The sequence below is a fragment of the Nitratireductor luteus genome (assembly GCF_026162365.1).
GTDB classification, from domain to species: domain Bacteria; phylum Pseudomonadota; class Alphaproteobacteria; order Rhizobiales; family Rhizobiaceae; genus Chelativorans; species Chelativorans luteus.
This window is the reverse complement of sequence record NZ_JAOANW010000014.1, coordinates 21,969-43,079: the sequence shown is the minus strand read 5'-3', so window position 1 is coordinate 43,079 and position 21,111 is coordinate 21,969. Positions and strand designations below refer to the sequence as shown.

The window sequence follows — 21,111 nt, the reverse complement described above, 5'->3', positions numbered from 1 at the left end:
GGTGCAGGTCGAGCGGACGACGGATATGAACGACAACGCTGATTGGGCTAGGAATGTCAAAACCAGCACGCGCCTGGTCTCGACTGTCGGCCTCGCCTCGACACTTCTCTTCGTCTTCGGCTTCGGCGCCTGGGCATCGCTTGCTCCGCTTTCAGGGGCAGCTATCGCGCCAGGGGTCGTTGCGGCGGGCGGGCAGAATCAACGTGTGCAGCATCTGGAAGGCGGGATAATCGACAAGATCCTCGTCCACGAAGGTGACCGCGTCAAAGCCGGCCAGCCCCTCTTCGAGCTCGATGGGACCAGTGCTCGCGCCCAGTACAATCGCCTTCAGAAGCAACTCGTCGCCCTTATGGCGCGTGCTGAGCGCCTGGCGGCCGAGTGGGACGGCGCCGATAAGCTGATCTTTCCCGAAAGTCTTGAGGAAATGGCGAGCGCCGAAGGTGAAGGCGACGTTCTGAGCGAGCAGAAGACGGAGTTCGATACCCGTCTCGCGCGCCATCGTCAGGAGCTGTTCATTCTGAACCAGCGCATCGGCGCGCTGAAGGACCAGATCGAGGGGATGGCAGCCCAGCAGGTTGCGGTCGAACGGCAACTGGAAATTGTCCGGGACGAGGCCGAGCGGAAAAAGGGGCTGCTGGACAAGGGCCTGACGGACAGGTCGGAGTATACGGCTTTGCTGCGAAGCGAGGCCGATCTGCTAGGCCAGCTTGGCCAAACCAAGGCCTCCATCCTGACGTCACGCACGCGAATCGCCGAGGCCGAGGAACAAATCGCTCGGTTGAAGACTCAGCGCGTCGAGACGGCTGTCTCCGAGCTTAACGGCGTCCGTGTTGAAATTGCCGACGCGCAGGAGCAGCGACGTGCCGCGAAAGCCGTCCTCGATCGAATCGTGATCCGCGCGCCGAGCGACGGGATTATCGTGGAGATGGCCTATAACAGCCATGGCAGCGTCGTCCGACCAGGTGATTCTTTGCTCGAACTTCTGCCGACCGCGACCGATCTTGTGATCGAGGCGCGTATTTCCCCCCAGGATGTGGATGTCGTCAAAATCGGGCAGGGGGCGCGGCTGCGTTTCAGCGCGCTGAATGCTCGCATGACGCCGACCGTCGATGCGACAGTGTTCTATCTCTCGGCTGACCGGCTGGTCAATCAGGACAATGAACAGGCCTACTATACGGCGCGTCTGCGCATGACTGACGCGCTGCCTCCGGAGATCACGCTGGAACAGATTTATCCAGGCATGCCGGTCGAGACCTACATCAAGACCAGCGAGCGCACATTTTTCGAGTATCTGGCAAGGCCGGTGATCGACAGCTTCAACCGGGCGTTCCGGGAAGAATAGGTCGTCTCAAAGCAAGATCAGCAATCCAGCGCCCGATATCGGCTCGCTTGTAACGTTATGTCGCATAACGTTAGCGCCGGCCCGGTCGTCGTACACGATATTGGATGCTAGCCTAGCTGCTAGGCACCGAATTTCAGGTATATAGGGTTTTCGTGATGAGCACTATTCTAAACGCCCGAGGTGTCCCTCTCTCCTACAGCACCAAGTCCGTCAATCATTTTTCGGCAACGAACTCAGGGCCGGAGCTATACGGCACGGACAGCCACGACTCCTTGTGGGGCGATGGCAGCGTCGACGTCACCATGTATGGCGGCGCCGGCGACGACATCTACTATCTATACTCATCGACTAATTGGGCATCCGAAACGCCGGGCGAAGGCGTCGACACGATCGTCACCTGGATGGACTATACGCTGCCGGACAATTTCGAGAACCTGAGGGTTACCGGCGACGGGCGTTATGCCTACGGCAACGATGCCGACAACATCATCATGGGCAAGAACGGGACCCAGACCCTCGACGGCGGCAAGGGCGACGACGTGCTCGAGGGTGGCGCGGGGGCCGATAAATTCACTATCAAAGCCGGCAATGGAAGTGACCTGATACTCGATTTCACGACCGAGGACAGTGTGCGCATCGAAGGATACAAGATCACCTCATTTGCCGATCTGCAGGCGAGGATGTCCCAGTCGGACGCCGGCGTCCGGATCGACCTTGGCGAGGGCGAGATCCTGGTTTTTTCGAACACCACCATTGGCCAGCTCGATGAGAGCCAGTTCACGATTGACGAAGCACCGATGAACAGTGTGCTCAACGCCAAGGACGTTCCGCTTTTCTACAGCGGAGCTTCGGTAAACCATTATTCGGCGGCAGATGCCGGCGGTCCCGAGCTTCATGGCAGCGCCGATAACGATACGATGTGGGGCGATGCGAGCGTCGATGTAACTATGTATGGCGGCGCCGGAGACGACATCTATCATCTCTATTCCGCGATCAATCGCGCCGGTGAAAACCCCGGCGAGGGCGTTGACACAATTGTCACCTGGATGAGCTACGCCTTGCCGGACAATTTCGAGAACCTGAAAGTCACCGGCGACGGCCGTTATGCCTACGGCAACGATGCCGACAACATCATCATGGGCAAGAACGGCGCGCAAACGCTGGACGGCGGCCCTGGAGACGACGTTCTCGAAGGCGGCGCGGGGGCCGATACATTCAACATCAAAGTAGGGAACGGCAGCGACCTGATCGTCGACTTTGCGGCTGAGGACACGGTGCGCCTGGACGGCTATGGATTCACCTCGTTCGAAGAGGTCCAGGCAGGGATGACCCAGGTGGATGATGACGCGGTGCTTGACCTTGGCGGCGGCGAGACGCTGGTTTTCGCTGACACCGCCGTCGACCAGTTCGACGAAAGCCAGTTCCAGCTTCAGCTCGACAGATCCAGTTTCCGGCTGACTTTTTCGGATGAATTCGACACGCTCGATCTATGGAACGGAGAGTCCGGCACTTGGGATACAAACTTCTGGTGGGGTCGAAATAACGGAAGCACGCTCTACAAGAATGATGAGCTGCAATGGTACGTCCAGCCCGATTACGGGCCTACCAGTCCGGTCAATCCTTTCAGCGTGGACAATGGCGTTGTCACGATCACCGCCGAGCGCGCACCGGAGGATATCCGCCCCTATATCGAGGACTATGAGTATACCTCGGGCCTGCTGACGACCTACGAGTCCTTTGCCCAGAAATACGGCTATTTCGAAATGCGAGCCGACATGCCGGAGAATGACGGGGTCTGGCCGGCTTTCTGGCTTCTGCCGAAGGACCAGTCATGGCCGCCCGAACTCGATGTCGTGGAGATGGTCGGACAGGAGCCGAACAGGCTCGACCTGACCGCTCACACGAACCAGACGGGCAGCCACACTGAAGACCTCTCGTCGGTCAACGTCACGGACACCGAAGGCTTTCACAAATACGGTGTGCTGTGGACCGAGGATGATCTCGTTTGGTATTTCGACGATGTCGAGGTCGCGCGTACTTCCACGCCGGCCGATATGCACAAACAGATGTATCTGCTGGCCAACCTTGCGGTGGGCGGTATCGCCGGCGAGCCCGATGACGGCTTGGCTACGCCTGCCGAGATGCAGATTGACTATATCCACGCATATGCGCTGGACAATCTTCAGACCGGCGTTGCCGCCACTGCAGACAGCGACGGGATGCTCTGAATATACGACGGATAGGGCACGACTAGCGTGAGGTTCCTTGCGTCTCAAGCTCGACCGCACGGCCCAGGTATGGCATCCAGTCCCTAGATGACGCGCGTTAAATCGCGATTGTTCGGAAAATCGTCGTCTTAGACCCCAAGAATTCGGGTTCTGCGGGGACTTTCTTCGTTAATCCCTGAAAGCACGCCTTTTGCTGCCGCAGAGCGGCGCGACGGCATAGCCAGCCAGAGCTGCAGGCTGTGTCGGCGGATCATGCACCCTTCACGTCGCCGGCCGTCCCGTAGGACCGGTGCGCCAGCCTAAATCAGATCCTGCCCGAACCCTCACGCGTTCAGACTTGACTCAAGAAGTCCGAGCAATGGATAACTTCGAGCGCAAAGCGGTCCGTCGCTAACCTTTCGGGGACGAGGCGATCCTGCTTGTACGGATTTCAACGGGCTGACCATGCGGCGTCAGCCGGTACGCAGCTTCCCAGTCGGCACGACGACGCGCGCGATCGTCGCTTGATATCCCGGCGTGCGCCTCGCATAGGCGCTCCAGAGCAACGAGCACTGCGGAATAATAGGTCACAAGCGTGTCGGAAACGCCCTGCGCTTCAGCCTCTCTTAGCGCAATTCCAAGCGCATTGGCCCACTCGATTGCCGAGAAATAGCCCTCCTGCACCATCGTGTCCGCCAAGGCGAGTGCCTGTGCCTGCCAGGGTTCGTCGAAGACGCCTCCCGGCGGCGTGAGCGGTTCGTTAGGCGCGAACAAGGTAGCACTCCCACAGATCCAGCGCGACCGTGTCGCGCGGGTTCGCTTCCAGGCCCCATAGTTCCGCGGCCGTGAAGGAGACCGTATAAAGATGATCGCCCACGTGGCGGCCCCTCGCGCCCTCGTCCGGCAACAGATGGCAGCCGTGATGGGCAATGACGGTCCCGCCCGCGTCGCGGGCATAGCGCGGCAGGCGGGTGTGTCCACTCGGCACGTTGCGATGTGTCCGCACAGTCTCGCCGACAATGAAGGCCGGCTGGGTCAGCGCCTCAATCTCAAAGCTCCTGTTCGCCTTGCTGTTGAGCTTGAGGGCATCGTTCAACGTAATGGCGTTGGCCGGCGGACCGGGGTTCTCGACATGGCCGCGTTTGACCTCCTCCATCGTGATCGTGCCTTCGTCGATCATGAGCATGAAGTAGTCGGCACACCACTTGTTGAAGTAAGCGAAACTCAGGTAATCGGCCGGTACCATCCGCTCGATTCCGTGGCGGAACCAGTCGATCGTGATCGAGCTCGCAAGGCCGTTGCGAGCAAGCGCCCACATACGCTTTTCCCATTCTTCGATCTGGGAGAAGGATGCATCGCCGGACTTCACCGGCACTGGGCCAAAACCCTCCACGCCACCGAGGTCGTGAATGCCATCCATCAGGCCGGCTCCCTCGTAAGGTCGCGCTCGGTGCCGATCATCGAGTTGCGCGTTACGACAGTGGCAAGACGGTCTGCATCCCAACCATCGGTGCCGGCCGGACGCTGCGGGATCACTATATAACGAAGCTCGGCAGTGCTGTCCCACACGCGGACACCCACGTACTCAGGCAGAATGACGCCGAACTCCTCCAACACCTTACGCGGTTCACGCACGGCGCGAGCACGGTACTCGGCCGATTTGTACCAGGCCGGTGACATGCCGAGGATTGAGAACGGGTAACAAGAGCAAAGCGTGCAGACAACAAGATTATGCTGGTTATCGGTATTCTCGACCGCCTTCAGATGGCCCGTGGCACTGCCTTGGAAGTCGAAATCCTTGATCGCATCGGCAGCGTTGTCGAGCAACCGCTTGCGGAAATTCGGATCGGTCCAGGCATGTGCCACGACCTTCGCGCCACGCTTCGGCCCAATGTGCTCCGAATAGGCCTCGATCCAAGCGTCGATACTTTCCGGTGCGACGAGGCCCCGCTCGATGGCGAGGCTTTCCAACGTCTTGACGCGCATTGCCGGATCGGACGGCAGGTGCGTGTGCAGTTCACGGTGCAGGGCAGCAGCTTTCTCACCGTCGAATGTCGCCATCTGCCAATCCTTCCTTAAGTTCCAAGTCAAATCTATCGCTTGATTACTCTGTCCACAATAACCCCGGAAGCGCAGGCGTTGCCGATATTGCAGTCCGGACCTGTCGGTTTCGTCCACGAGGCGGCTGTTCCGCACGTTTTCGGTAGATTTCCTGCGTCCCCTTAAGCAGCCACCGAGGGCTTGCATCAGGAAACGGTGAACCCCCGCTGAACGGTCGGTTCAGCGAAGGTTCCGTTGGCCTCTGCCAGGGTCTGGTCGTTCTCAAGCGGAACTGAACCCACTAATTCTGGAGAAGCAAATGACTTCCAAGCTCTTCGTCACCAGCGCCGTCGCCGCGATCATCAGCTTCACCTCCATGCCCGCCATGGCCAACAGCATCTGGATCGAGCAGCACGGCTGGTCGAATTCGGTCGGCGGCTTCCAGGACGGCCGCCGCAACGAGTTCGGCGTGTACCAGAATGGTGCCCGCAACAACGCCATCGCCAAGCAACGCGGCCGCGGCAACGTCGCCGCCGTCGGCCAGGAAGGCTGGCGTAACCGCGGCCAGGCCGAACAGCGCGGCCGCAACAACGCCGCCGGCATCGGCCAGTTCGGCTCCGGCCACAACAGCATCATGGTCCAGGACGGCAACGGCAACATCGCGGCCGGCGTTCAGGTCGGCCATGGCTGCGACGCCGCAACGTCGCAGTCCGGCCGCGGTAACGTCGCGGCGATCGTTCAGACCTGCCGCTGAAAAGCAGCCTGGATCGCACGCCGGCTGGGATCTTCCAAAGCCCAGCCGGCCCAATGCTCATAGGAGATGGCATCATGTCGAAGCAAGTCACCCATACAGTCCTCAGCGTCATGCCACTTATCGCTGTGCTCAGCGTGAACGCCGCGCTTGCAGGCGAGGCCGCATCCACCGACGGCCTGCTCGCCTGTGAGTTCCGCACCGGCGCGGCGAACGGTATGACAACGATTGAGGGCGTCGTTCACGCGACCGACGCGGTCGAGGGAAGCTACCGACTTTTTGTCGACGGCGGCGGCGCCACGGGAAGCGCCCGCATCAACCAAGCCGGCGCCTTCTACGCAACGCCGAACGCGCCCGTCACGCTCGGCCACGTCATGCTGGACAGCGGCGGGACCTACGATGCCCGCCTCGAGGTCAGTAGCGCCGGCTCGACCGTCATCTGCGAGGAGCTGATCGGTGGCCCAATCGGTCCATCCAAGCTCTGACCTTCGAAAAGGCGCCCGGTTCGGGCGCTTTTTCGTTCCGTCTACTCTGCCGCTTTAGCCGGCCCTCGTTTCTAAATGAAATCTGAACACGCGGTTCTGGGCCGGTTCAGTCTGCCTCGTTCATGATCCGCTCCAACGGTCGGGCGAGACCGACTGTGCCCGACACACCAAGAAGGAGAATGCTGATGACCCGCAAGCCCATCAAGATACTTACCGCCGGTCTCGCTGCGGCGATTGTCGGACTGAGCGCGCTTTCTGCCCCCGCCGCTGCCGGCGGCTCGTTGAGCGTCCACATTGCGCCCGACAGTGCCGATTCCGAGCGCGCGCTGCGCACTGGGCTTCAACTCTACTCGTTCTACAGCGCCATCAAGGGCGGCGCGAGCATCCGTCAGCGTGGCCGCAACAATTCCGCCGGCGTCGGTCAGAACGGCCGCGGCAATTTCGGTGTTGTGCATCAGGAAGGCCGTGGCCACCACGGCACATTGCAGCAGAACGGCAATGGAAACGCCTATGGCCTGTTCCAGTTCGGCCGCAACACCGACGGCCATGTGGTGCAGAACGGCTATGGCGGTGCCGGCGCGGCCTTCCAGTTCGGCTGGTAGCGCGGGCGCGTTGCCAACTCCGTCATCCCCGCAGCAAACCGTTTGCTAGGTCTGAGTTGGATGCAGCCTCTACAATAGGTCCGCCCAAGCAACTTCGTTGTCCTGCGGACCTTTCCACGGTGAGAGAAGATGCGTCGCCATCACAAAGGTGTTAGCGACGCATCACCCAAGCCGCTCCAGATATGGCAGGCTTTCGGCGTGGAATTCGCGGCGGATGACGTCCACGCGTGCGAGCGCCCGGCCGGCGGAGACCTTCAGGTGATGCTCGAGCGCAGTCGCTGCGCCATGGATGTCACCAGCTTCCAGGTGTTGCAGAATTTTCATGTGCTCGGGCAGGAAGGGCTCAGTATTAAAGAGCCGTGGCGTCCAGCGATAGAGGAAGTGGTGCGCAATGAGCAGCGACTGCGGCAGCGTGATGGCCTGCATCAATGTGCGGTTGCCGCAATATTGAAGCAGGGTGACGTGCATCTCCTCCTCCAGTCTGTCGAGGGTCGGCCCCTCGATGGCCTCGGCTTGGGCGATGGCGTCCTCCAGATGCGCCCGCATGCCTGCAAGGAAGTCCGGCGGCAGGTTGGGCGCGGCCTTCGTCAGGGCGACCGGTTCCAGGATGCTGCGCAACTCGTAAAGCTCGCCCACATGCTCAGCCGTGAGCGCCGGCGCGTACCAGCGCGAGCGCTCATCCTTGCGCACGATGCCGCGCTGTTGCAGGCGAGCCACCACATCGCGCGCCACGGTGCGGCTGACATGGTAGTAGCGCGCCAGCTCCGCCTCGTTGACGCGCCAGCTCGCGAACGAGATGCGGCCGACGATCTCGTCCTCCACCTCCGCATAGATGCGCTCCCAGCTAGACCGTGAGATGAGCCGAATGTCTTCTTCCTTTGGGGCGGCGGCGCGGGCCGCACTTGCACCTTTCACGGGTGCGCGCACCGTATAGCCGCGGCCCGCCGACTTGACGACAAGGCCGATCCCTTCAAGCTCTGCCAGCGCACGACGGGCGGGCGCACGGCTGATGCCGAACTGCCCGGCGATCGCCGATTCTGTGAGCCGCGCACCGGGCTTGAGCATACCGTCCTCGATCTGGGCCGCGAGAATCTCGAAGGCGCGCTGGTAAAGCCGGGGCGCCCGCCCTGCGCCTTGCCCGCCGGGCGATCGCCCTCGCGTCCTGGTCGGTGACACGCTCACCTGCTTTCCCTCATGTCCCCTGCTTGTCCATGTCGCGCCATTGGCTGCCGCGCGGAAACGCGCTTGTCCAGAGCGCCTATTTCGTATAGTGTACACATTACACATTCTAGTGCGACAGTGCAAAATGCCGCCACGGGAGGAAGCCATTGGCGGGTCGACTCGCCGGCAAACGCGCATTCGTAACCGGTGCTGGGCAGGGTATCGGGCGCGCCATCGTTCTTGCCTTTGCCGAAGAGGGCGCCGAGGTGGTAGCGGCAAGCCGGACGGCGGAGAAGATGCGCGACCTGCGGGAGGCTTCATCCTCCATCATGCCTGTCGGCCTCGACGTCACCGACGGTTTGGCCACGGCCCGCGCCATTGCGGATGCCGGACGCATCGACATCCTGGTCAACTGCGCGGGATGGGTGCACAACGGGACTATCCTTGATTGTTCGGGAGAGGACTGGACGCGAAGTTTCGACCAGAACGTCACCTCCTGCTTTCACACGATCCGCGCCACCCTGCCTGGCATGATCGAGCGTGGCTCGGGCTCGATCGTCAATGTCGCCTCCGTGGCATCCTCAATTACCGGCGTGCCGAACCGTGCCGCCTATGGCGCCAGTAAGGCGGCCGTGATCGGGCTTACCAAGGCCGTGGCGCGCGACGTGGTCCGCACGGGCGTGCGCGTTAACGTGCTGTGCCCGGGCACCACGCACTCGCCGTCGCTCGAGACGCGCATCGCAGCGACCGCAGATCCCGCGGCGACGCGGCGCGCCTTCATCGAGCGCCAACCCATAGGGCGGCTCGGCAAGGTGGAGGAGATGGCTGCCGCAGTCCTTTATCTCGCCGGCGACGAATCCGCTTTCACCACTGGCTCCGTTATCGTGGTCGACGGAGGGCAGACGCTATGACGGCGCGTGCGGAAACGGCGACCGACAGCGCCCGATGCCGCGTAATGGCGGATGCGCTGGAGCGCTTCTGCCGCGCGGTGCTTTCGGCCGCAGGCGCGGATACGGCGACGACTGACGCCGCCACCCGCGCCATGATGCATGGCTCCCGCCTTGGCATCGACAGCCATGGTGCGCGCCTTCTGGACCACTACGTAAAGGCGCTGACCCACGGCCGGGTCAATCCGAAGCCGAAGCTCCGTCTCGTCCATAAAGGCGGCGCCGCTGCCACGCTGGACGCCGACGACGCCCATGGGGCGCTTGCCGCCTATTCGGCCATGGACGAGGCGGTTGGGCTGGCGCGAAGTTCGGGCATTGGCGCTGTCGCCATACGCAACAGCTCTCATTTCGGCGCGGCCGGCACCTATGCCCATGCTGCGGCACAGGCAGGCATGATCGGGATCGCCATGTGCAACTCCGACAGCTTCGTGCGGCTGCATGACGGCGCAGAGCGCTTCCACGGCACGAACCCCATCGCCTGCGCCGTGCCCGTGCCCGGTGAACGCCCCTGGCTGCTCGACATGGCGACAAGCGCCATCCCGTTTAACCGCATCCAGCTCTACGAGAGCCTCGGGCAGAAGCTGCCTCTAGGCACCGCCTCGCGGGCCGGCGGCGAGGACACGAACGATGCCGACGAGGCCGAGATGCTCGCCCCGCTCGGCGGCGAGTTTGGCTTCAAGGGCGCGGGCCTTGCCGGCATGGCCGAGATCTTCAGCGCTGTCCTTTCGGGCATGCGGCTTTCGTTCCAGATCGCGCCCATGTTCGGATCGGATGTTTCCACGCCGCGCGGCCTCGGTGCTTTCGTCATGGCGCTGAGGCCCGGCGCCTTCGTGGACGAAAAGATCTTCGCCGACGGTATGACGCGTTATCTGGCTGCGCTGCGCGGCTCGCGCGCGCGCGCCGGCGGCGAGGTCATGGCCCCCGGCGATCGCGAATGGGCAGAGTCGGACCGACGTGCGGCCGAAGGGATCCCTCTCGATCCCGTCACGCTCGAAGCGTTTCGGCATCTTGCCGACCGGTTCGCAGTAGAGATGCCGGAATGGGCCGATGCACGAGCGGCCGGCGGTGGAGGGGATCGCCGACCGGTGAAGTGAGGCACTCGCGTAAGGAGGAGAAGACATGTCTGGATTAATGAAACGGCTTTCCATCGCCTGCGTCACTGTGGCTCTTGCCGCGGGAATCCATAGCGCCGCCGGCGCGCAGGAAACTTTCACGCTGCGCTTCAACCATGTGCTGGGGCCTGGCGAGCCCTACCACCAGGGCTTTCTCAGCTGGGCCGAGCGCGTGAAGGAGCGCACCGATGGCGGGCTGACCATCGAGGTCTTCCACAGCGCCCAACTCGGCGTCGAGGAGGACATCATCGAGCAGATCCGCCAGGGCGCCAATATTGGTCAGAACACCGACTCCGCCCGTCTCGGCAACTATGTGCCCGGCATCGCGGTGGTCAACGGCCCCTATTTCGTGGAGTCTCTGGAAGAGGCCTTTGCGCTAGCCGACTCCCCCACCATGCAGGAATGGCAGCAGGAACTGGCCGAGCAGCACGGGCTGAAGGTGGTGTGCTTCGACTGGGTGCAGGGTTTCCGCAATTTCTTCACAAACAAGCCGATCCGCACGCCTGAGGACCTCGCCGGCCAGCGCATCCGCACGCCTCCGGCGCCCATCTGGCAGGAATCGGTCCGCGCACTGGGTGCTGAGCCCGTTGCTCTCAACTTCACCGACATCTATCCGGGCCTGCAGCAGCGTGCCGTGGATGGGGCGGAGTTGGTCTACCCCAACATCACCGCCGCCAGCCTCTACGAGGTCCTGAGCCACGGCAGCGAGACGAAGCACATTCTGCTCGTCAATTTCCAGGTGGTTAGCTCCCAATGGTTCAACAGCCTGCCGGAGGACTATCAGACGGCGCTGGTGGAGGAATGCAGGACCGCGGGCCAGGAAACGTCCGCCACCATCGAGCAGGCCGTGGCCGAGGCAAAGGCGGAGGTGATCGAGCAGGGCATGACGATCGTCGAGGACGTCGACCTCGAAGCCTTTCGTAAGGCCGGCGAGAAGGCCTATGAGGTGCTCGGTCTGATCGAAGCGAAGAACAAGGTGCAGGAGGAAATCGGGAAGTAACACGAACGGCTCCGGGGAGGAACGCTGATGGGTGCGATCTATGCTCTCCTGAAACGGCTCGAGGCGGTCCTTGCCGGGACGTTCCTGCTTCTCATGGTGGTTCTGATCTTCACTGGCGGGGTGGCGCGCATGATGGGCCATCCGCTCAACTGGACCATCGATCTTTCCACGGCCTTCTTCGCCTGGGGGGCGTTTTTGTGCGCCGACGTCGCCTGGCGCAACGACATGCTGATGTCGATTGACGTGTTGACGGCGCGGCTGCCGGAAAAGGCCGCGCGCCTTCTCGTCTATGTCAACTACGCCATCATCACCGCCTTCCTGATATACGTGATCTATGCGGGCACGTGGCTCTCCTGGGTGAGTCGGGCACGCGCCTTCCAGGGGATTCCGAATGTGAGCTTTTCCTGGGTGACGGCGAGCATCGTGGTGGGGGGGCTGCTGCTTCTACTCACCACGCTCATCAAGGTGCATGCAGCGCTCAGGGAGGACGGCTTTTTCCGCGCCTCTCCTCCCGCCCTGCGGTGAAGGCCCATGCTGATCGTCGCGATTGCCTTCGTCGTCCTGCTGCTGATGGGCATGCCCGTCGCTTTTGCCATCGCGATTTCGGGCTCGCTGTTCTTCATTCAGCACCCCGAACTGCCGTTCACGATCCCCGTTCAAGTGACCGTTTCGCAGACGCAGAACTTCGCGCTGCTTGCAGTGCCGCTTTTCATCATGGCCGGCAATTTCATGAACCGCTCGGGCATCACCGAGCGGCTCTTGGAACTGGCCTCGGTGCTTACGGGCAGGCTAACCGGCGGACTGGCGCAGGTCTCCATCGCCCTTTCGGCGCTGATGGGTGGGGTCTCCGGCTCAGCCATCGCCGACGCCGCCATGCAGTCGCGCATGCTGGGCAGTGAGATGGTGAAGCGCGGCTTTCCGCTCGGCTTCACGGCCGCTGTGCTTTCCTATGGTGCGGTGCTCACGCCGATCATCCCTCCGGGGATCGGCATGATCCTCTACGGCACGATCGGCCAAGTCTCGATCGGACGGCTGTTCGCCGCCGGCTTCCTGCCGGCCTTCTTGCTGTGGCTGGGTCTATCGACTGCCGTGTGGCTGACGGCAAAGCGGCGAGGCTACAAGCCCGAGCGCGCAAAGCGGCCCACCGCGCGCGAGACCGTTCGCGCCTTTACCGGCGGCATCTGGGCGATCCTGTTCCCCATCTTCCTGCTGCTCGGCCTGCGCATGGGCGTCTTCACGCCCTCCGAGATCGGCGCCTTCGCCGTCCTTTATGCCCTATTCATCGGCGTGCTGATCTACCGCAAGATGAAGGTTCAAAGCTTTCTGGAAGCGATGGAGGGTAGCCTCGGCGATGTCGGCTCGGTGATGTTCCTGATCGCGCTGTCGGCCATCTTCAGCTATGGCATCGTGCTCGACCGGGTTCCGGAAGTCGTCTCGGGCTGGATCCTTGGCGTCACCGGCAATCTTCAGGGCGCGATGATCCTGATAGCGCTCTTCGTGCTCGTGATCGGCTTCTTCATCGACGCGACGGTGCTCATCATCATGCTGACGCCGATCTTTCTACCGCTCGTCCGTCAGCTCGGCGGCGATCCCGTGCATTTCGGCATCGTCTTCATCCTGGCAGCCACGATCGGCAACTTCACGCCGCCCGTGGGCGCCGCCATGTATGCCGTATGCTCGATCCTGAAATGCCCTGTCGGCGCCTATACGCGCGAATCCATGCCGCTGTTTGCAGCTGTGGCGCTGGTCACGCTGTTTCTGATCTTCGTACCGGGCGCGGTGCTCCTCCTGCCCAATCTGATCTTCGGGTGAGCATTCCTTAGGAAAGGGCCTCTAGATCAGTGTCGCGGAGTTTGTCATCGGTGGCGAGAATCGGCACTCGGTAGTATTTCGCACATGCGTAGTGCAGGCAATCGCCGAGATTGAGCTTATGCTTTCCGGTTTTGTACCTGTCCGCGGCCGACAATGAGAGGGCTATTGCCTGCTTGGCGGGCGGCAGGTCACGGATTTCGACACCGCGTTCGTCCAGGAATTCCAACACGATGGGTCCGACCGCGTTGACGGGCATATTGAACTTGTCCGGCCGGGCGAGCCCGATACCTGCCTCGAGAATAGCGACAGGCGATGTCAGCCGCTTTTTGGATTTGACCAGGGCTGCAGATACGCGCTCGGCCTCGCGCTCCCTCTGACAGGACGGCGATGATTGCGCAGGCATCGACGAACATTAGCGCTCGTCCCACATTTCATCAAACGCTTCCCTGGGCAGCGGCTTGCGCGCGGTCTCGCTGTGCACAATTCCATGCTTCTCGCGGAGCCGTTTGGCCGTCTGCAAAGGCGTTTCGACATTGCGTCGTCGCTCGATCGCCTCTTTCATGGCGATGACGATGGCATCGGTGATGGACACACCGGTCATCTTCGCGAACTTGCGTGTCAGCTCGTCGGCCTGATGATTGTTGACGTTGATAGCCATGGTCGTTTTCCATGTAGATAAGTCCACATTTTAATGTAGATATTTCATTCTACATTGGCAAAGGTCACCATGGGAGGGTGGGGCTTGTGTTCTTCACCCAGCGGCGATTAGAGACGGCAGAGAAGGACGGGCGATAGGCCCCGTGCGCGCGCCGCGCGTACGGAAGCGCTTGAAACGGTCGGGAATGCATTCGTATCTGTTTGATATTGCATGAGGTATTTTCTCCAAAGTCGGAAGAAAAATTCAATAAAATCAAGGGTAGACCCACGGACTCTGTGTCCGTTCTAATGCGAGGCACGCTGACTATTTTGACGATCTCGTGCGGGAATTCGCGCCGGGAGCGCGTATCTTGCGCTTACGCTGGCGGGCCGGCCATAGCCATCGCTTCGTCGATGTCGGGCCGATCAACGGGCCACCTGTCGTGATGGTTCATCCCATGGTACGTCTTTATTCTAGGCTCATCGACTTCCACTGGCGACCCTTCCGATACGCTTAGGCTCCCGCTCGAAAGCGTCTATCGCTCAAATCTTGCAGATCTGACGATCATCGATGCCGAATACAAAGCGGGGAAATTCTTCACCTCATCAGTGCAATCGATCAGGCATGATTTCTATTTTCAGGCACCACCTGACTATAGTCCGGCTTTGTGCCGCCATCCTGTCGCTCCGCTTTCAGAGCGTGAAGGATTCATCCATCCCATCGCCGAGGTACGTCGTTTTGGTCCAGTCGCTGGGCGGCCTTCCGGTCGCGCCGCTGCCAATGCCGGGCAACTACTCTACCATGATCATTTGGAGCCAATTCTGCGCGCCTACCGAAATTTCCCTGATCATCGGCCGCTAGAACGGCTCGGCCCTTGCAAATGCACTCGTGGTGAAGAGTTCGCATGGCAACCGGAACGGCGCCGCCATATTCCTTCAAGCGGCGACGGTGAGCAGGTGGCATAATGGGTTCAATATATCTCGTCCTTGTCGAGCTTCTCTCGTTCGGTGCGCAATTGCTTGTTCTCCTGAACGACTTGATAGATGCGCTCGCACCACTCCTTGAAGCCCGGCCAATAGTGATCGAAAATGAGTTCGTGGCGAAACACCGACGGGTCCCACCAATCCTCGAACCAATGAGACGGCGAACCGGCCTGTATCGCCGTGCGCGGATAGATGCTTCCGTCAACCAGGCTGGTGAAGATTTGCTCATCGAGCAGGAGGCCGCTAACATTGAGGTCCTTCCTTTTCGATAAGCGGCAGCACGCGTTCGAAAAGGCGGCAAGGTCGCGTTCTCCACCTGCGCCGATATGATCGCTCGCATGCAGCATGGTCCGCCTAGTCGAGTATCTCACGTCGTCAATTTGCAAGACGATGGCAATATTTCCGACATCGTTGCGGCTGCGAACGACGAGCACGCGGTCCGGCTTTTCGTCCGCAATGCGGTCAACGAAGTCAATTCCGAGCCATCGTTCTGACGTTACCGGAAACGGGTGGTCGAGGCCATGCTTCAGCCAGCTGGGCCGGACGCCGAGAAACGCCGAAATTCTGTCCAACAACTCGAAGGTGGGAGCTTCCAAGCCCTCGAACACCTTCTCCATACGGGTGGCACTCTCTTCGCCTATCCGCTCCGCAATCACAGACGGCAGAATTGCGTGCAGTGGACGCGACTCGTTGATCTGCTTGAGCAGGGATTGAAGGCGATCGACTATGGTCGGCATGATCGTCTGCTCCAGGCGCGCGATGATCTCCGCGTTCATGGAACGGTTGTTCTGCTGCGCAGCACGTTCGATCGCTTCCTTCAGGTGAGGCGGAAAGCGCAGTTTGAATTGAGGGTCAGTCTGCTTCTGAATCATACCTCCTATATGGACCGAAATGGTTCACCATGGAACCCCTGTCACGCGGAATATTGACATGGATCATTTAGGTCCATAAATTCCGTGCAGAGGTAACGGAGGCATGAATGAGTGATGCGGCCAATCAGTTGAAGCTTCGGACTGAAACGGAGTTACGGGACTTCGTAGAGGCGGAAGCAAGGCGCTGCGCCTCATCCCTGAGCAGCGAAGACATGCGCTGCATCCAGCATCGCATGGAGGCCAGAGGCGCTGCAAAGGTTCCTGACGGGGCGCTCCTTTCCTGTGCTCAGGACGGCCGGGCAAGCGATGGCTAAAGTACCGTTCAAGCAGGTCGACATCCTGCGGGCAGTGAAGGGCGCGAAAGCCGCTGGGCTGACGATCGAGCAAGTTGAGATTGATCCTTGCTCGGGCCGAATTCTCATCAGGACGGTGCCTGAGAATTCCGAACCTCAACGGAACGATCTGGATAGGTGGCTGGAGCGACATGCGGATTCGTCTTAGAGGCATCAACAGCAAGAAAAAGATACTGGCCGACGGCACTCGTCGGACGTACTGGTATGCCTGGAAAAGCGGGCCGCGCCTGCCCGGAAAGCCAGGCGATCCAGAGTTCGCCGCGGCATACAATGCAGCAGTGACGCGCAAGATGGAGCCGCCAACGGGCACGTTGCTATCAATTTTGCAGGGTTTTCAGGTCAGCTCCGATTGGGACGACTTGGCCCCGCGCACAAAGCGCGACTACGTAAACCTGATCAAGATCATCGAGCAAAAGTTTGGCGACTTTCCGCTGTCTGCTTTATCGGATAGGCGCACGCGCGGCCTTTTCATGGAGTGGCGCGACGAGCGCGCCGAACGGTCTCGCCGGCAGGCCGACTACGGTTGGCAGGTGCTAGCCCGCATTCTCTCATGGGCGCATGATCGGGGGCTCGTCATCGCCAATCCCTGCGAGAAGGGCGGACGCCTTTATCGTGGCAGCCGCGCTGACAAGGTTTGGACCCAGGACGATGAGGCCGCTTTCCTGGCCAGTGCTCCGCGCCATCTTCATCTGCCCCTGCTCCTGGCCCTGTGGACGGGGCAGCGCCAAGGGGATCTGCTTCGGCTCGCATGGACACAATATGATGGAAGGGTCGTCCGGCTCCGACAAAGCAAGACCGGGACCCGCGTCGTAATCCCCGTTGGAGCGCCACTCAAAATTGCGCTGGACGCGATCGGCGGCAAGTTGGGGCCGATACTGCTCAACAGCGACGGAAACCCCTGGACGGCCGATGGCTTCCGTTCTTCATGGCGCAAGGCATGCGCTGCCGCCGGCGTTGTCGGTGTCACCTTCAACGATCTTCGCGGAACGGCCGTCACTCGCCTTGCCCTTGCTGGATGTACGGAGGCAGAGATCGTGACAATAACCGGACACAGCCTCCACGATGTCCGGTCCATCCTCGATGCGCATTATCTGCATCGCGATCCCGCACTCGGGGAATCGGCTATTAGGAAGCTCGAAACAGGATCAAAATTTTCCGACCGTGCACCCGGCTGACACGAGAGATTGCGGAAAACGAGCAACCACTAACGGAGATTAAGGGCAAAAGAAAAAGGCCCCCGAAACGGCATTCCGAAAGACCTACTCTTTAAGTTTGGCGACTGAGAGAATCCCATTTCCGCGAATCATAGCCAAGACCATTCAGGTCGGTTTGAGCGCCGATTCGGCGAGCAGATTTCTTTTGCCTAGCGATAGGTGAAGAAAAATGCCGACACATAACCGATCGGATGTAGTCGCCGCTGAGCCTGCAATGCCTATTGCGCAAGCGCCTTGGCCTCGCTATATGACTACTGTGGTCATTATTGGGAGGCCGACATGAGAGAGATTCAGCTGAAAGATGCGAAGGCGACGCTTTCCGCCGTTGTCGATCAGGCTGTTCGCGGCAATCCCGCGATCATCACGCGGCATGGCAAGAAGGAAGCCGTCGTGCTTTCGTTCGACGAGTATGAAAAGCTCTCGCATATCCCGAGCTTTGGCAGATTGCTGGCCGCCTTTCCGGGCGATGAGGGAGATATCCCGCCAAGGAGCAACAAGCCGACCCGCACTGTCGATCTCTGATGTTCCTGGTCGATACGAATGTTATATCCGCACTAGCTCCGTCCAAACGTCAAAAGAGCGATCGGCTCGTAGAGTGGCTCGACAAGGCCAGCCCAAGACTGTTCCTGTCTGTCATCTCGGCTGCTGAGGTCAAATCCGGAATTGCCAAGGCCGAGCGGGAAGGGGCAAGCACGAAAGCGCGCCGACTGACCGATTGGTGGGAGAGCGTGGAGTATCTGTATGCCGAAAAGCTTCTGCCATTCGACCTGAAATGTGCCCATCTGGCCGGTGAGATTATGGATTCTGCTCGTGCTCATCAGCCGGGCTTTGATGACATCGCCATCGCTGCCACCGCGCAAGCTCACGATCTGACCGTGCTGACACGCAACTTGCGACATTTCGAACCCCTCGGCGTTCGAGCAATCGATCCTTTCATTGCATTGCCGGAGGCGTCGTAGAGCAGGGGGGCTTCCTTACAACCCTGCGGCCTTGGTGAGTTTGACTCGGAATCTGTCCCGGCGCCGCTGGTACTTGCGGGTCATTTTGGCCGAGGTATGGCCGAGCTGTTTTTGCACATAGCGCTGGTCGACCTCGAGCGGCTCCGGTATCGCCAGCGTCTGGCGGATGCGGAGCGCAGGCTCGCCTCCTATCGCGCTTGCCACAGCGAAGCCTTCTCCCTTGCGGGAGAGCTTGAAGACAAACGCCGGCAACTGACCGAGATCGAAAAAGATCTGGCCGACGATGTCATCACCAACGCGCCAGGTGTCGATAAGGCGGCGTGACGCGCGTTGCACTCAGCCCAACCGACCCTCATCATCGATCAACTCCAGGCGGGACGGGACGCTCTTGCTCCATTTCCAGAGCACCAGATTCATGTCACCCGGACCGGCTCCCTTGGCGAAACTGCGAACGAGCAGGCCGTTATAGCCTTCCGCAATCAGGTTGCGCGCGAAACGCTGTGTGCGTGCTTCGCTTGTCTTCCTCATCTGATCGCGCCAGGTTGGATCTGCCAGCGAGGCTTCGTCTACACCTGCCGCGGCAAGGGCCGCGGTATCTGCAGCGTCGAAGACCATCTCGATCTCGGCGCGGTAACAGACCAACATTGTCGGCTGCAGATCGCCCACCTGGTTGGCTTCCCTCAGTGCGGTCAGCACGGATGTCGAGGTGTAAAGGGCCGGCACCCCCTTCGGATTGAACCGGCCGCCATAACGTTCCGCTCCGCGCCCCGACATTGGCTCACGCGCAAAGACCGGATTGAGGGCCCGGTAGAGCTTTCCGGAATAGGTGAGCGCCACGATCAGGCGTGAACGCCGGCGTCGACGGCATCGATGAAATCGAGAACCTCTTCGGCCCGACCGTCGCGAACAAGCTGCATGGCCGTCTGCCCGGAAAATCCCGGCAACGGCTCGGACCGATACCAGGCGTAGGCCATCAGCGCGGAGCCGAAACGCGGTTCGACCTTATTGACGATCTCCACCATTTCGCGCAGGCGGCGCTGTGTCTTGTGCGAGCGCACCCGATCCTTGCGCTGGATCGCGTCCTTGCCAAGCCCGACCGTGCGCGCAATCTCTTCGCTCGTCGTGCGAAAGACGGCTGCGATCTTGTTGGGCGCGAACAGCCCATGATCTGAGTATTGTGCGAGGCTCATTCTGTCACCGCATCCTGTGCCAGTGTTTATGACGCAATATAACGTCATCATGGGCGGCACTCAAGTGTCGTGCTTTGCCTATTGCGAGCTTGTGAGAGGCTGCAGGTCAACCGGCGATGAGGCCGCGAAGCGCCAGCCATAGTAGGTGGCGTTGATCCGCAGCGACGGGATGACAACAAAGTCGGAATACAGGAAGGCGATGATGCCCGCGAACAGGACGCCGTTCTCCCACAGTACGGCGGCGAGCGGGCCGTTCCCCATTGAGCCGATGATCGTCAGCAGCGCCAGCACCGGTCCGAAAAACGCATGGATGACAACGAGCAAGACAGGCGTCAGGACCTGCGGGAAGACGGCCTGGAACACCGTGTCCGGCACGAGCACGGCGACTGCGCCGGCGACGAGGAAACCAAACAGCAGGTCCTTCCAGACCATGTGCCACTCGCCAAAATAGGTCGCGCCGATGCGGCGCCATGTCTTTCGGCTGGTCAGTTTCTCCCGCCAGCGGCGGGGCAGGCCTTCCGCCGGGTCGCCGTGCCCAGCGTGACCAATCTTCGAGGCGTCCTGCCGCGCCCGCTCGACCATCTTCTTAGGATAGGTAAGGTGCACGGCCACCGCCATCACGAGGACATGCGCTATCGAGCCAACAACCACGGCCAGCGCGAACTGCCAGCCGAGAAAGATCCAGGCGAGAGCCGCGACCTGCGGCGACAGATTCGTCGCGCCGAAGAGGAACGCCATCATTGGCGTCAGCGCGGCTCCCTTGACGAACAGGGCACGCCCGGCCGAGAGCGCCGCAAAAGAGCAAGACGAAGATGCCGGCCCCAGCACCATCGCCAAAACGGTCTCCTTAACGCCGGAGCGCCCAAGATGCCTCGCGATTATCTCGCGCGGTACGAGCACCTGGATGAGCGAGGAAAACGCGTAACCGAACGCAAGCGCCCAAAAGGCCTTCCAGAAAAGGCCGGCGCTGACATAAAGTGACGTGCCGGTCTGCTCGATCATAGTGCTTCCTGTGAGGTAGCAGTCGCCGGGTTCCTCACCCAACGTCCGGGATGCTATGCCGTTCCCCGGACTTGTTTTCTACCGTAGCGCGTTTGCAAGGAGCCGCCGAGAGACGGGAGCAGTCGGCGGTCGTGCCCATCCGGAATTGGAACCATGTCGGAACGCGTCGGTTTAATTTAGAATTTGGCTGCGGAACCGTCGCGGCGAAGTAGAGATTTTCCGAGGTGGAGTCCAGGAATCTGGGCACAGATCAGCACCGGCATGCGGTTGGTGATCTGGAACGGCTGGAGATTAGATGAAGCGCGCAACCATGATGATGGAGTGCATGGGGATCGAGGGCGCGGGCTGGATCGTGGCCGGGGTAGGCGTGTTCTGGATTCTGCTCCTGGCGGTGATCGTTCTCGCGATGGTTGCGCTCGTGAAATTTGTGAGAAGCTGAGGC

General features: G+C 60.9%; 25 protein-coding genes and 2 pseudogenes. 16 read left to right on the top strand and 11 right to left on the bottom strand.

Features of this window, described 5'->3' with window-relative positions; genetic code table 11:
• Position 1: 1 nt before the first annotated feature.
• The 3 genes and pseudogenes from N1058_RS18620 to eglC all read left to right on the top strand — a co-directional run bounded on the left by N1058_RS18620 (position 2) and on the right by eglC (position 3,570).
• Positions 2–1,342 (top strand): HlyD family type I secretion periplasmic adaptor subunit, encoded by a 1,341-nt coding sequence (locus tag N1058_RS18620; RefSeq protein WP_265519103.1) that lies wholly within the window; start codon positions 2–4, stop codon positions 1,340–1,342.
• Positions 1,343–1,494: 152 nt separating this feature from the next.
• Positions 1,495–2,127, top strand: a pseudogene (locus N1058_RS24330) (1,3-1,4-beta-glycanase); the annotation flags it as partial.
• A gap of 12 nt (positions 2,128–2,139) precedes the next feature.
• Positions 2,140–3,570 carry an endo-1,3-1,4-beta-glycanase EglC gene (eglC, locus tag N1058_RS18610; protein ID WP_265519204.1) on the top strand — a complete coding sequence of 477 codons (1,431 nt, stop codon included), beginning with the start codon at positions 2,140–2,142 and terminating at the stop codon, positions 3,568–3,570.
• 390 nt (positions 3,571–3,960) lie between these two features.
• Here eglC and N1058_RS18605 read toward each other — a convergent pair whose 3' ends face one another.
• From N1058_RS18605 to nthA, 3 genes are read right to left on the bottom strand one after another with little or no spacing between them, the layout of a single operon-like run.
• Entirely contained in the window at positions 3,961–4,323 is a 363-nt protein-coding gene (locus tag N1058_RS18605) for a nitrile hydratase accessory protein (RefSeq protein ID WP_265519102.1), read from the bottom strand.
• Entirely contained in the window at positions 4,310–4,969 is a 660-nt protein-coding gene (gene nthB, locus N1058_RS18600) for a nitrile hydratase subunit beta (RefSeq protein WP_265519101.1), read from the bottom strand. The genes N1058_RS18605 and nthB overlap by 14 nt, the downstream gene beginning before the upstream one ends.
• On the bottom strand, positions 4,969–5,610 hold the full coding sequence (gene nthA, locus N1058_RS18595; RefSeq protein WP_265519100.1) for a nitrile hydratase subunit alpha: 642 nt from the start codon (positions 5,608–5,610) through the stop codon (positions 4,969–4,971). Before nthA ends, nthB begins: the two co-directional genes overlap by 1 nt.
• Before the next feature lie 298 nt (positions 5,611–5,908).
• Here nthA and N1058_RS18590 point away from each other — a divergent pair, with 298 nt between their 5' ends.
• From N1058_RS18590 to N1058_RS18580, 3 genes are all read left to right on the top strand, one after another.
• Positions 5,909–6,343 carry a curlin gene (locus tag N1058_RS18590; protein WP_265519099.1) on the top strand — a complete coding sequence of 145 codons (435 nt, stop codon included), beginning with the start codon at positions 5,909–5,911 and terminating at the stop codon, positions 6,341–6,343.
• 74 nt (positions 6,344–6,417) lie between these two features.
• Positions 6,418–6,825, top strand: coding sequence for a curli-like amyloid fiber formation chaperone CsgH (gene csgH, locus N1058_RS18585; protein ID WP_265519098.1), 408 nt, complete (start codon positions 6,418–6,420; stop codon positions 6,823–6,825).
• A 185-nt stretch (positions 6,826–7,010) separates the two neighbouring features.
• Entirely contained in the window at positions 7,011–7,427 is a 417-nt protein-coding gene (locus N1058_RS18580) for a curlin (protein WP_265519097.1), read from the top strand.
• 162 nt (positions 7,428–7,589) lie between these two features.
• Here N1058_RS18580 and N1058_RS18575 read toward each other — a convergent pair whose 3' ends face one another.
• Positions 7,590–8,609, bottom strand: coding sequence for a GntR family transcriptional regulator (locus tag N1058_RS18575; protein ID WP_265519096.1), 1,020 nt, complete (start codon positions 8,607–8,609; stop codon positions 7,590–7,592).
• 146 nt (positions 8,610–8,755) lie between these two features.
• Between N1058_RS18575 and N1058_RS18570 the strand changes: the two genes are divergently transcribed.
• The 5 genes from N1058_RS18570 to N1058_RS18550 are packed head-to-tail and all read left to right on the top strand — an operon-like array spanning position 8,756 to position 13,459.
• On the top strand, positions 8,756–9,499 hold the full coding sequence (locus N1058_RS18570; protein WP_265519095.1) for an SDR family oxidoreductase: 744 nt from the start codon (positions 8,756–8,758) through the stop codon (positions 9,497–9,499).
• The gene (locus N1058_RS18565; protein WP_265519094.1) at positions 9,496–10,629 is read left to right on the top strand and encodes an Ldh family oxidoreductase; all 1,134 of its coding nucleotides are present in this window, start codon (positions 9,496–9,498) and stop codon (positions 10,627–10,629) included. Before N1058_RS18570 ends, N1058_RS18565 begins: the two co-directional genes overlap by 4 nt.
• Positions 10,630–10,654: 25 nt before the next feature.
• Positions 10,655–11,647 (top strand): C4-dicarboxylate TRAP transporter substrate-binding protein, encoded by a 993-nt coding sequence (locus N1058_RS18560; protein WP_265519093.1) that lies wholly within the window; start codon positions 10,655–10,657, stop codon positions 11,645–11,647.
• Positions 11,648–11,674: 27 nt separating this feature from the next.
• Positions 11,675–12,172, top strand: coding sequence for a TRAP transporter small permease (locus N1058_RS18555; RefSeq protein WP_265519092.1), 498 nt, complete (start codon positions 11,675–11,677; stop codon positions 12,170–12,172).
• 6 nt (positions 12,173–12,178) lie between these two features.
• Positions 12,179–13,459: a TRAP transporter large permease gene (locus N1058_RS18550; RefSeq protein ID WP_265519091.1), complete on the top strand. Its 1,281-nt coding sequence runs from the start codon at positions 12,179–12,181 to the stop codon at positions 13,457–13,459.
• 7 nt (positions 13,460–13,466) lie between these two features.
• On the opposite strand, the gene N1058_RS18545 is transcribed toward N1058_RS18550, so the two are convergent.
• The 3 genes from N1058_RS18545 to N1058_RS18535 all read right to left on the bottom strand — a co-directional run bounded on the left by N1058_RS18545 (position 13,467) and on the right by N1058_RS18535 (position 15,951).
• A complete protein-coding gene (locus N1058_RS18545; protein ID WP_265519090.1) occupies positions 13,467–13,862 on the bottom strand; it encodes a type II toxin-antitoxin system VapC family toxin in 396 nt (131 codons plus the stop codon).
• Positions 13,863–13,871: 9 nt separating this feature from the next.
• Positions 13,872–14,117, bottom strand: a complete 246-nt coding sequence (locus tag N1058_RS18540) for a type II toxin-antitoxin system VapB family antitoxin (RefSeq protein WP_265519089.1) — start codon at positions 14,115–14,117, stop codon at positions 13,872–13,874.
• 949 nt (positions 14,118–15,066) lie between these two features.
• Positions 15,067–15,951 carry an Arc family DNA-binding protein gene (locus N1058_RS18535; protein WP_265519088.1) on the bottom strand — a complete coding sequence of 295 codons (885 nt, stop codon included), beginning with the start codon at positions 15,949–15,951 and terminating at the stop codon, positions 15,067–15,069.
• A gap of 484 nt (positions 15,952–16,435) precedes the next feature.
• On the opposite strand from N1058_RS18535, the gene N1058_RS18530 reads away from it, so the two are divergent.
• From N1058_RS18530 to N1058_RS18520, 3 genes are all read left to right on the top strand, one after another.
• On the top strand, positions 16,436–17,479 hold the full coding sequence (locus tag N1058_RS18530) for a tyrosine-type recombinase/integrase (protein ID WP_265519087.1): 1,044 nt from the start codon (positions 16,436–16,438) through the stop codon (positions 17,477–17,479).
• A 318-nt stretch (positions 17,480–17,797) separates the two neighbouring features.
• Positions 17,798–18,040: a type II toxin-antitoxin system Phd/YefM family antitoxin gene (locus tag N1058_RS18525; protein WP_265519086.1), complete on the top strand. Its 243-nt coding sequence runs from the start codon at positions 17,798–17,800 to the stop codon at positions 18,038–18,040.
• The gene (locus tag N1058_RS18520; protein ID WP_265519085.1) at positions 18,040–18,477 is read left to right on the top strand and encodes a type II toxin-antitoxin system VapC family toxin; all 438 of its coding nucleotides are present in this window, start codon (positions 18,040–18,042) and stop codon (positions 18,475–18,477) included. Before N1058_RS18525 ends, N1058_RS18520 begins: the two co-directional genes overlap by 1 nt.
• Before the next feature lie 15 nt (positions 18,478–18,492).
• Here N1058_RS18520 and N1058_RS18515 read toward each other — a convergent pair.
• Positions 18,493–18,612 (bottom strand): annotated as a pseudogene (locus N1058_RS18515) (integrase); the annotation flags it as partial.
• Between N1058_RS18515 and N1058_RS18510 the strand changes: the two are divergent.
• A complete protein-coding gene (locus tag N1058_RS18510) occupies positions 18,574–18,801 on the top strand; it encodes a hypothetical protein (RefSeq protein WP_265519212.1) in 228 nt (75 codons plus the stop codon). The pseudogene N1058_RS18515 and the gene N1058_RS18510 overlap by 39 nt on opposite strands.
• Positions 18,802–18,813: 12 nt before the next feature.
• Here N1058_RS18510 and N1058_RS18505 read toward each other — a convergent pair whose 3' ends face one another.
• The 3 genes from N1058_RS18505 to N1058_RS18495 all read right to left on the bottom strand — a co-directional run bounded on the left by N1058_RS18505 (position 18,814) and on the right by N1058_RS18495 (position 20,669).
• On the bottom strand, positions 18,814–19,314 hold the full coding sequence (locus N1058_RS18505) for an RES family NAD+ phosphorylase (protein ID WP_265519084.1): 501 nt from the start codon (positions 19,312–19,314) through the stop codon (positions 18,814–18,816).
• A gap of 2 nt (positions 19,315–19,316) precedes the next feature.
• Positions 19,317–19,667 carry an MbcA/ParS/Xre antitoxin family protein gene (locus tag N1058_RS18500; protein WP_265519083.1) on the bottom strand — a complete coding sequence of 117 codons (351 nt, stop codon included), beginning with the start codon at positions 19,665–19,667 and terminating at the stop codon, positions 19,317–19,319.
• 78 nt (positions 19,668–19,745) lie between these two features.
• Positions 19,746–20,669, bottom strand: coding sequence for a permease (locus tag N1058_RS18495; RefSeq protein ID WP_265519082.1), 924 nt, complete (start codon positions 20,667–20,669; stop codon positions 19,746–19,748).
• A gap of 295 nt (positions 20,670–20,964) precedes the next feature.
• Between N1058_RS18495 and N1058_RS18490 the strand changes: the two genes are divergently transcribed.
• Positions 20,965–21,108, top strand: a complete 144-nt coding sequence (locus N1058_RS18490; RefSeq protein ID WP_265519081.1) for a hypothetical protein — start codon at positions 20,965–20,967, stop codon at positions 21,106–21,108.
• Positions 21,109–21,111: the final 3 nt, after the last annotated feature.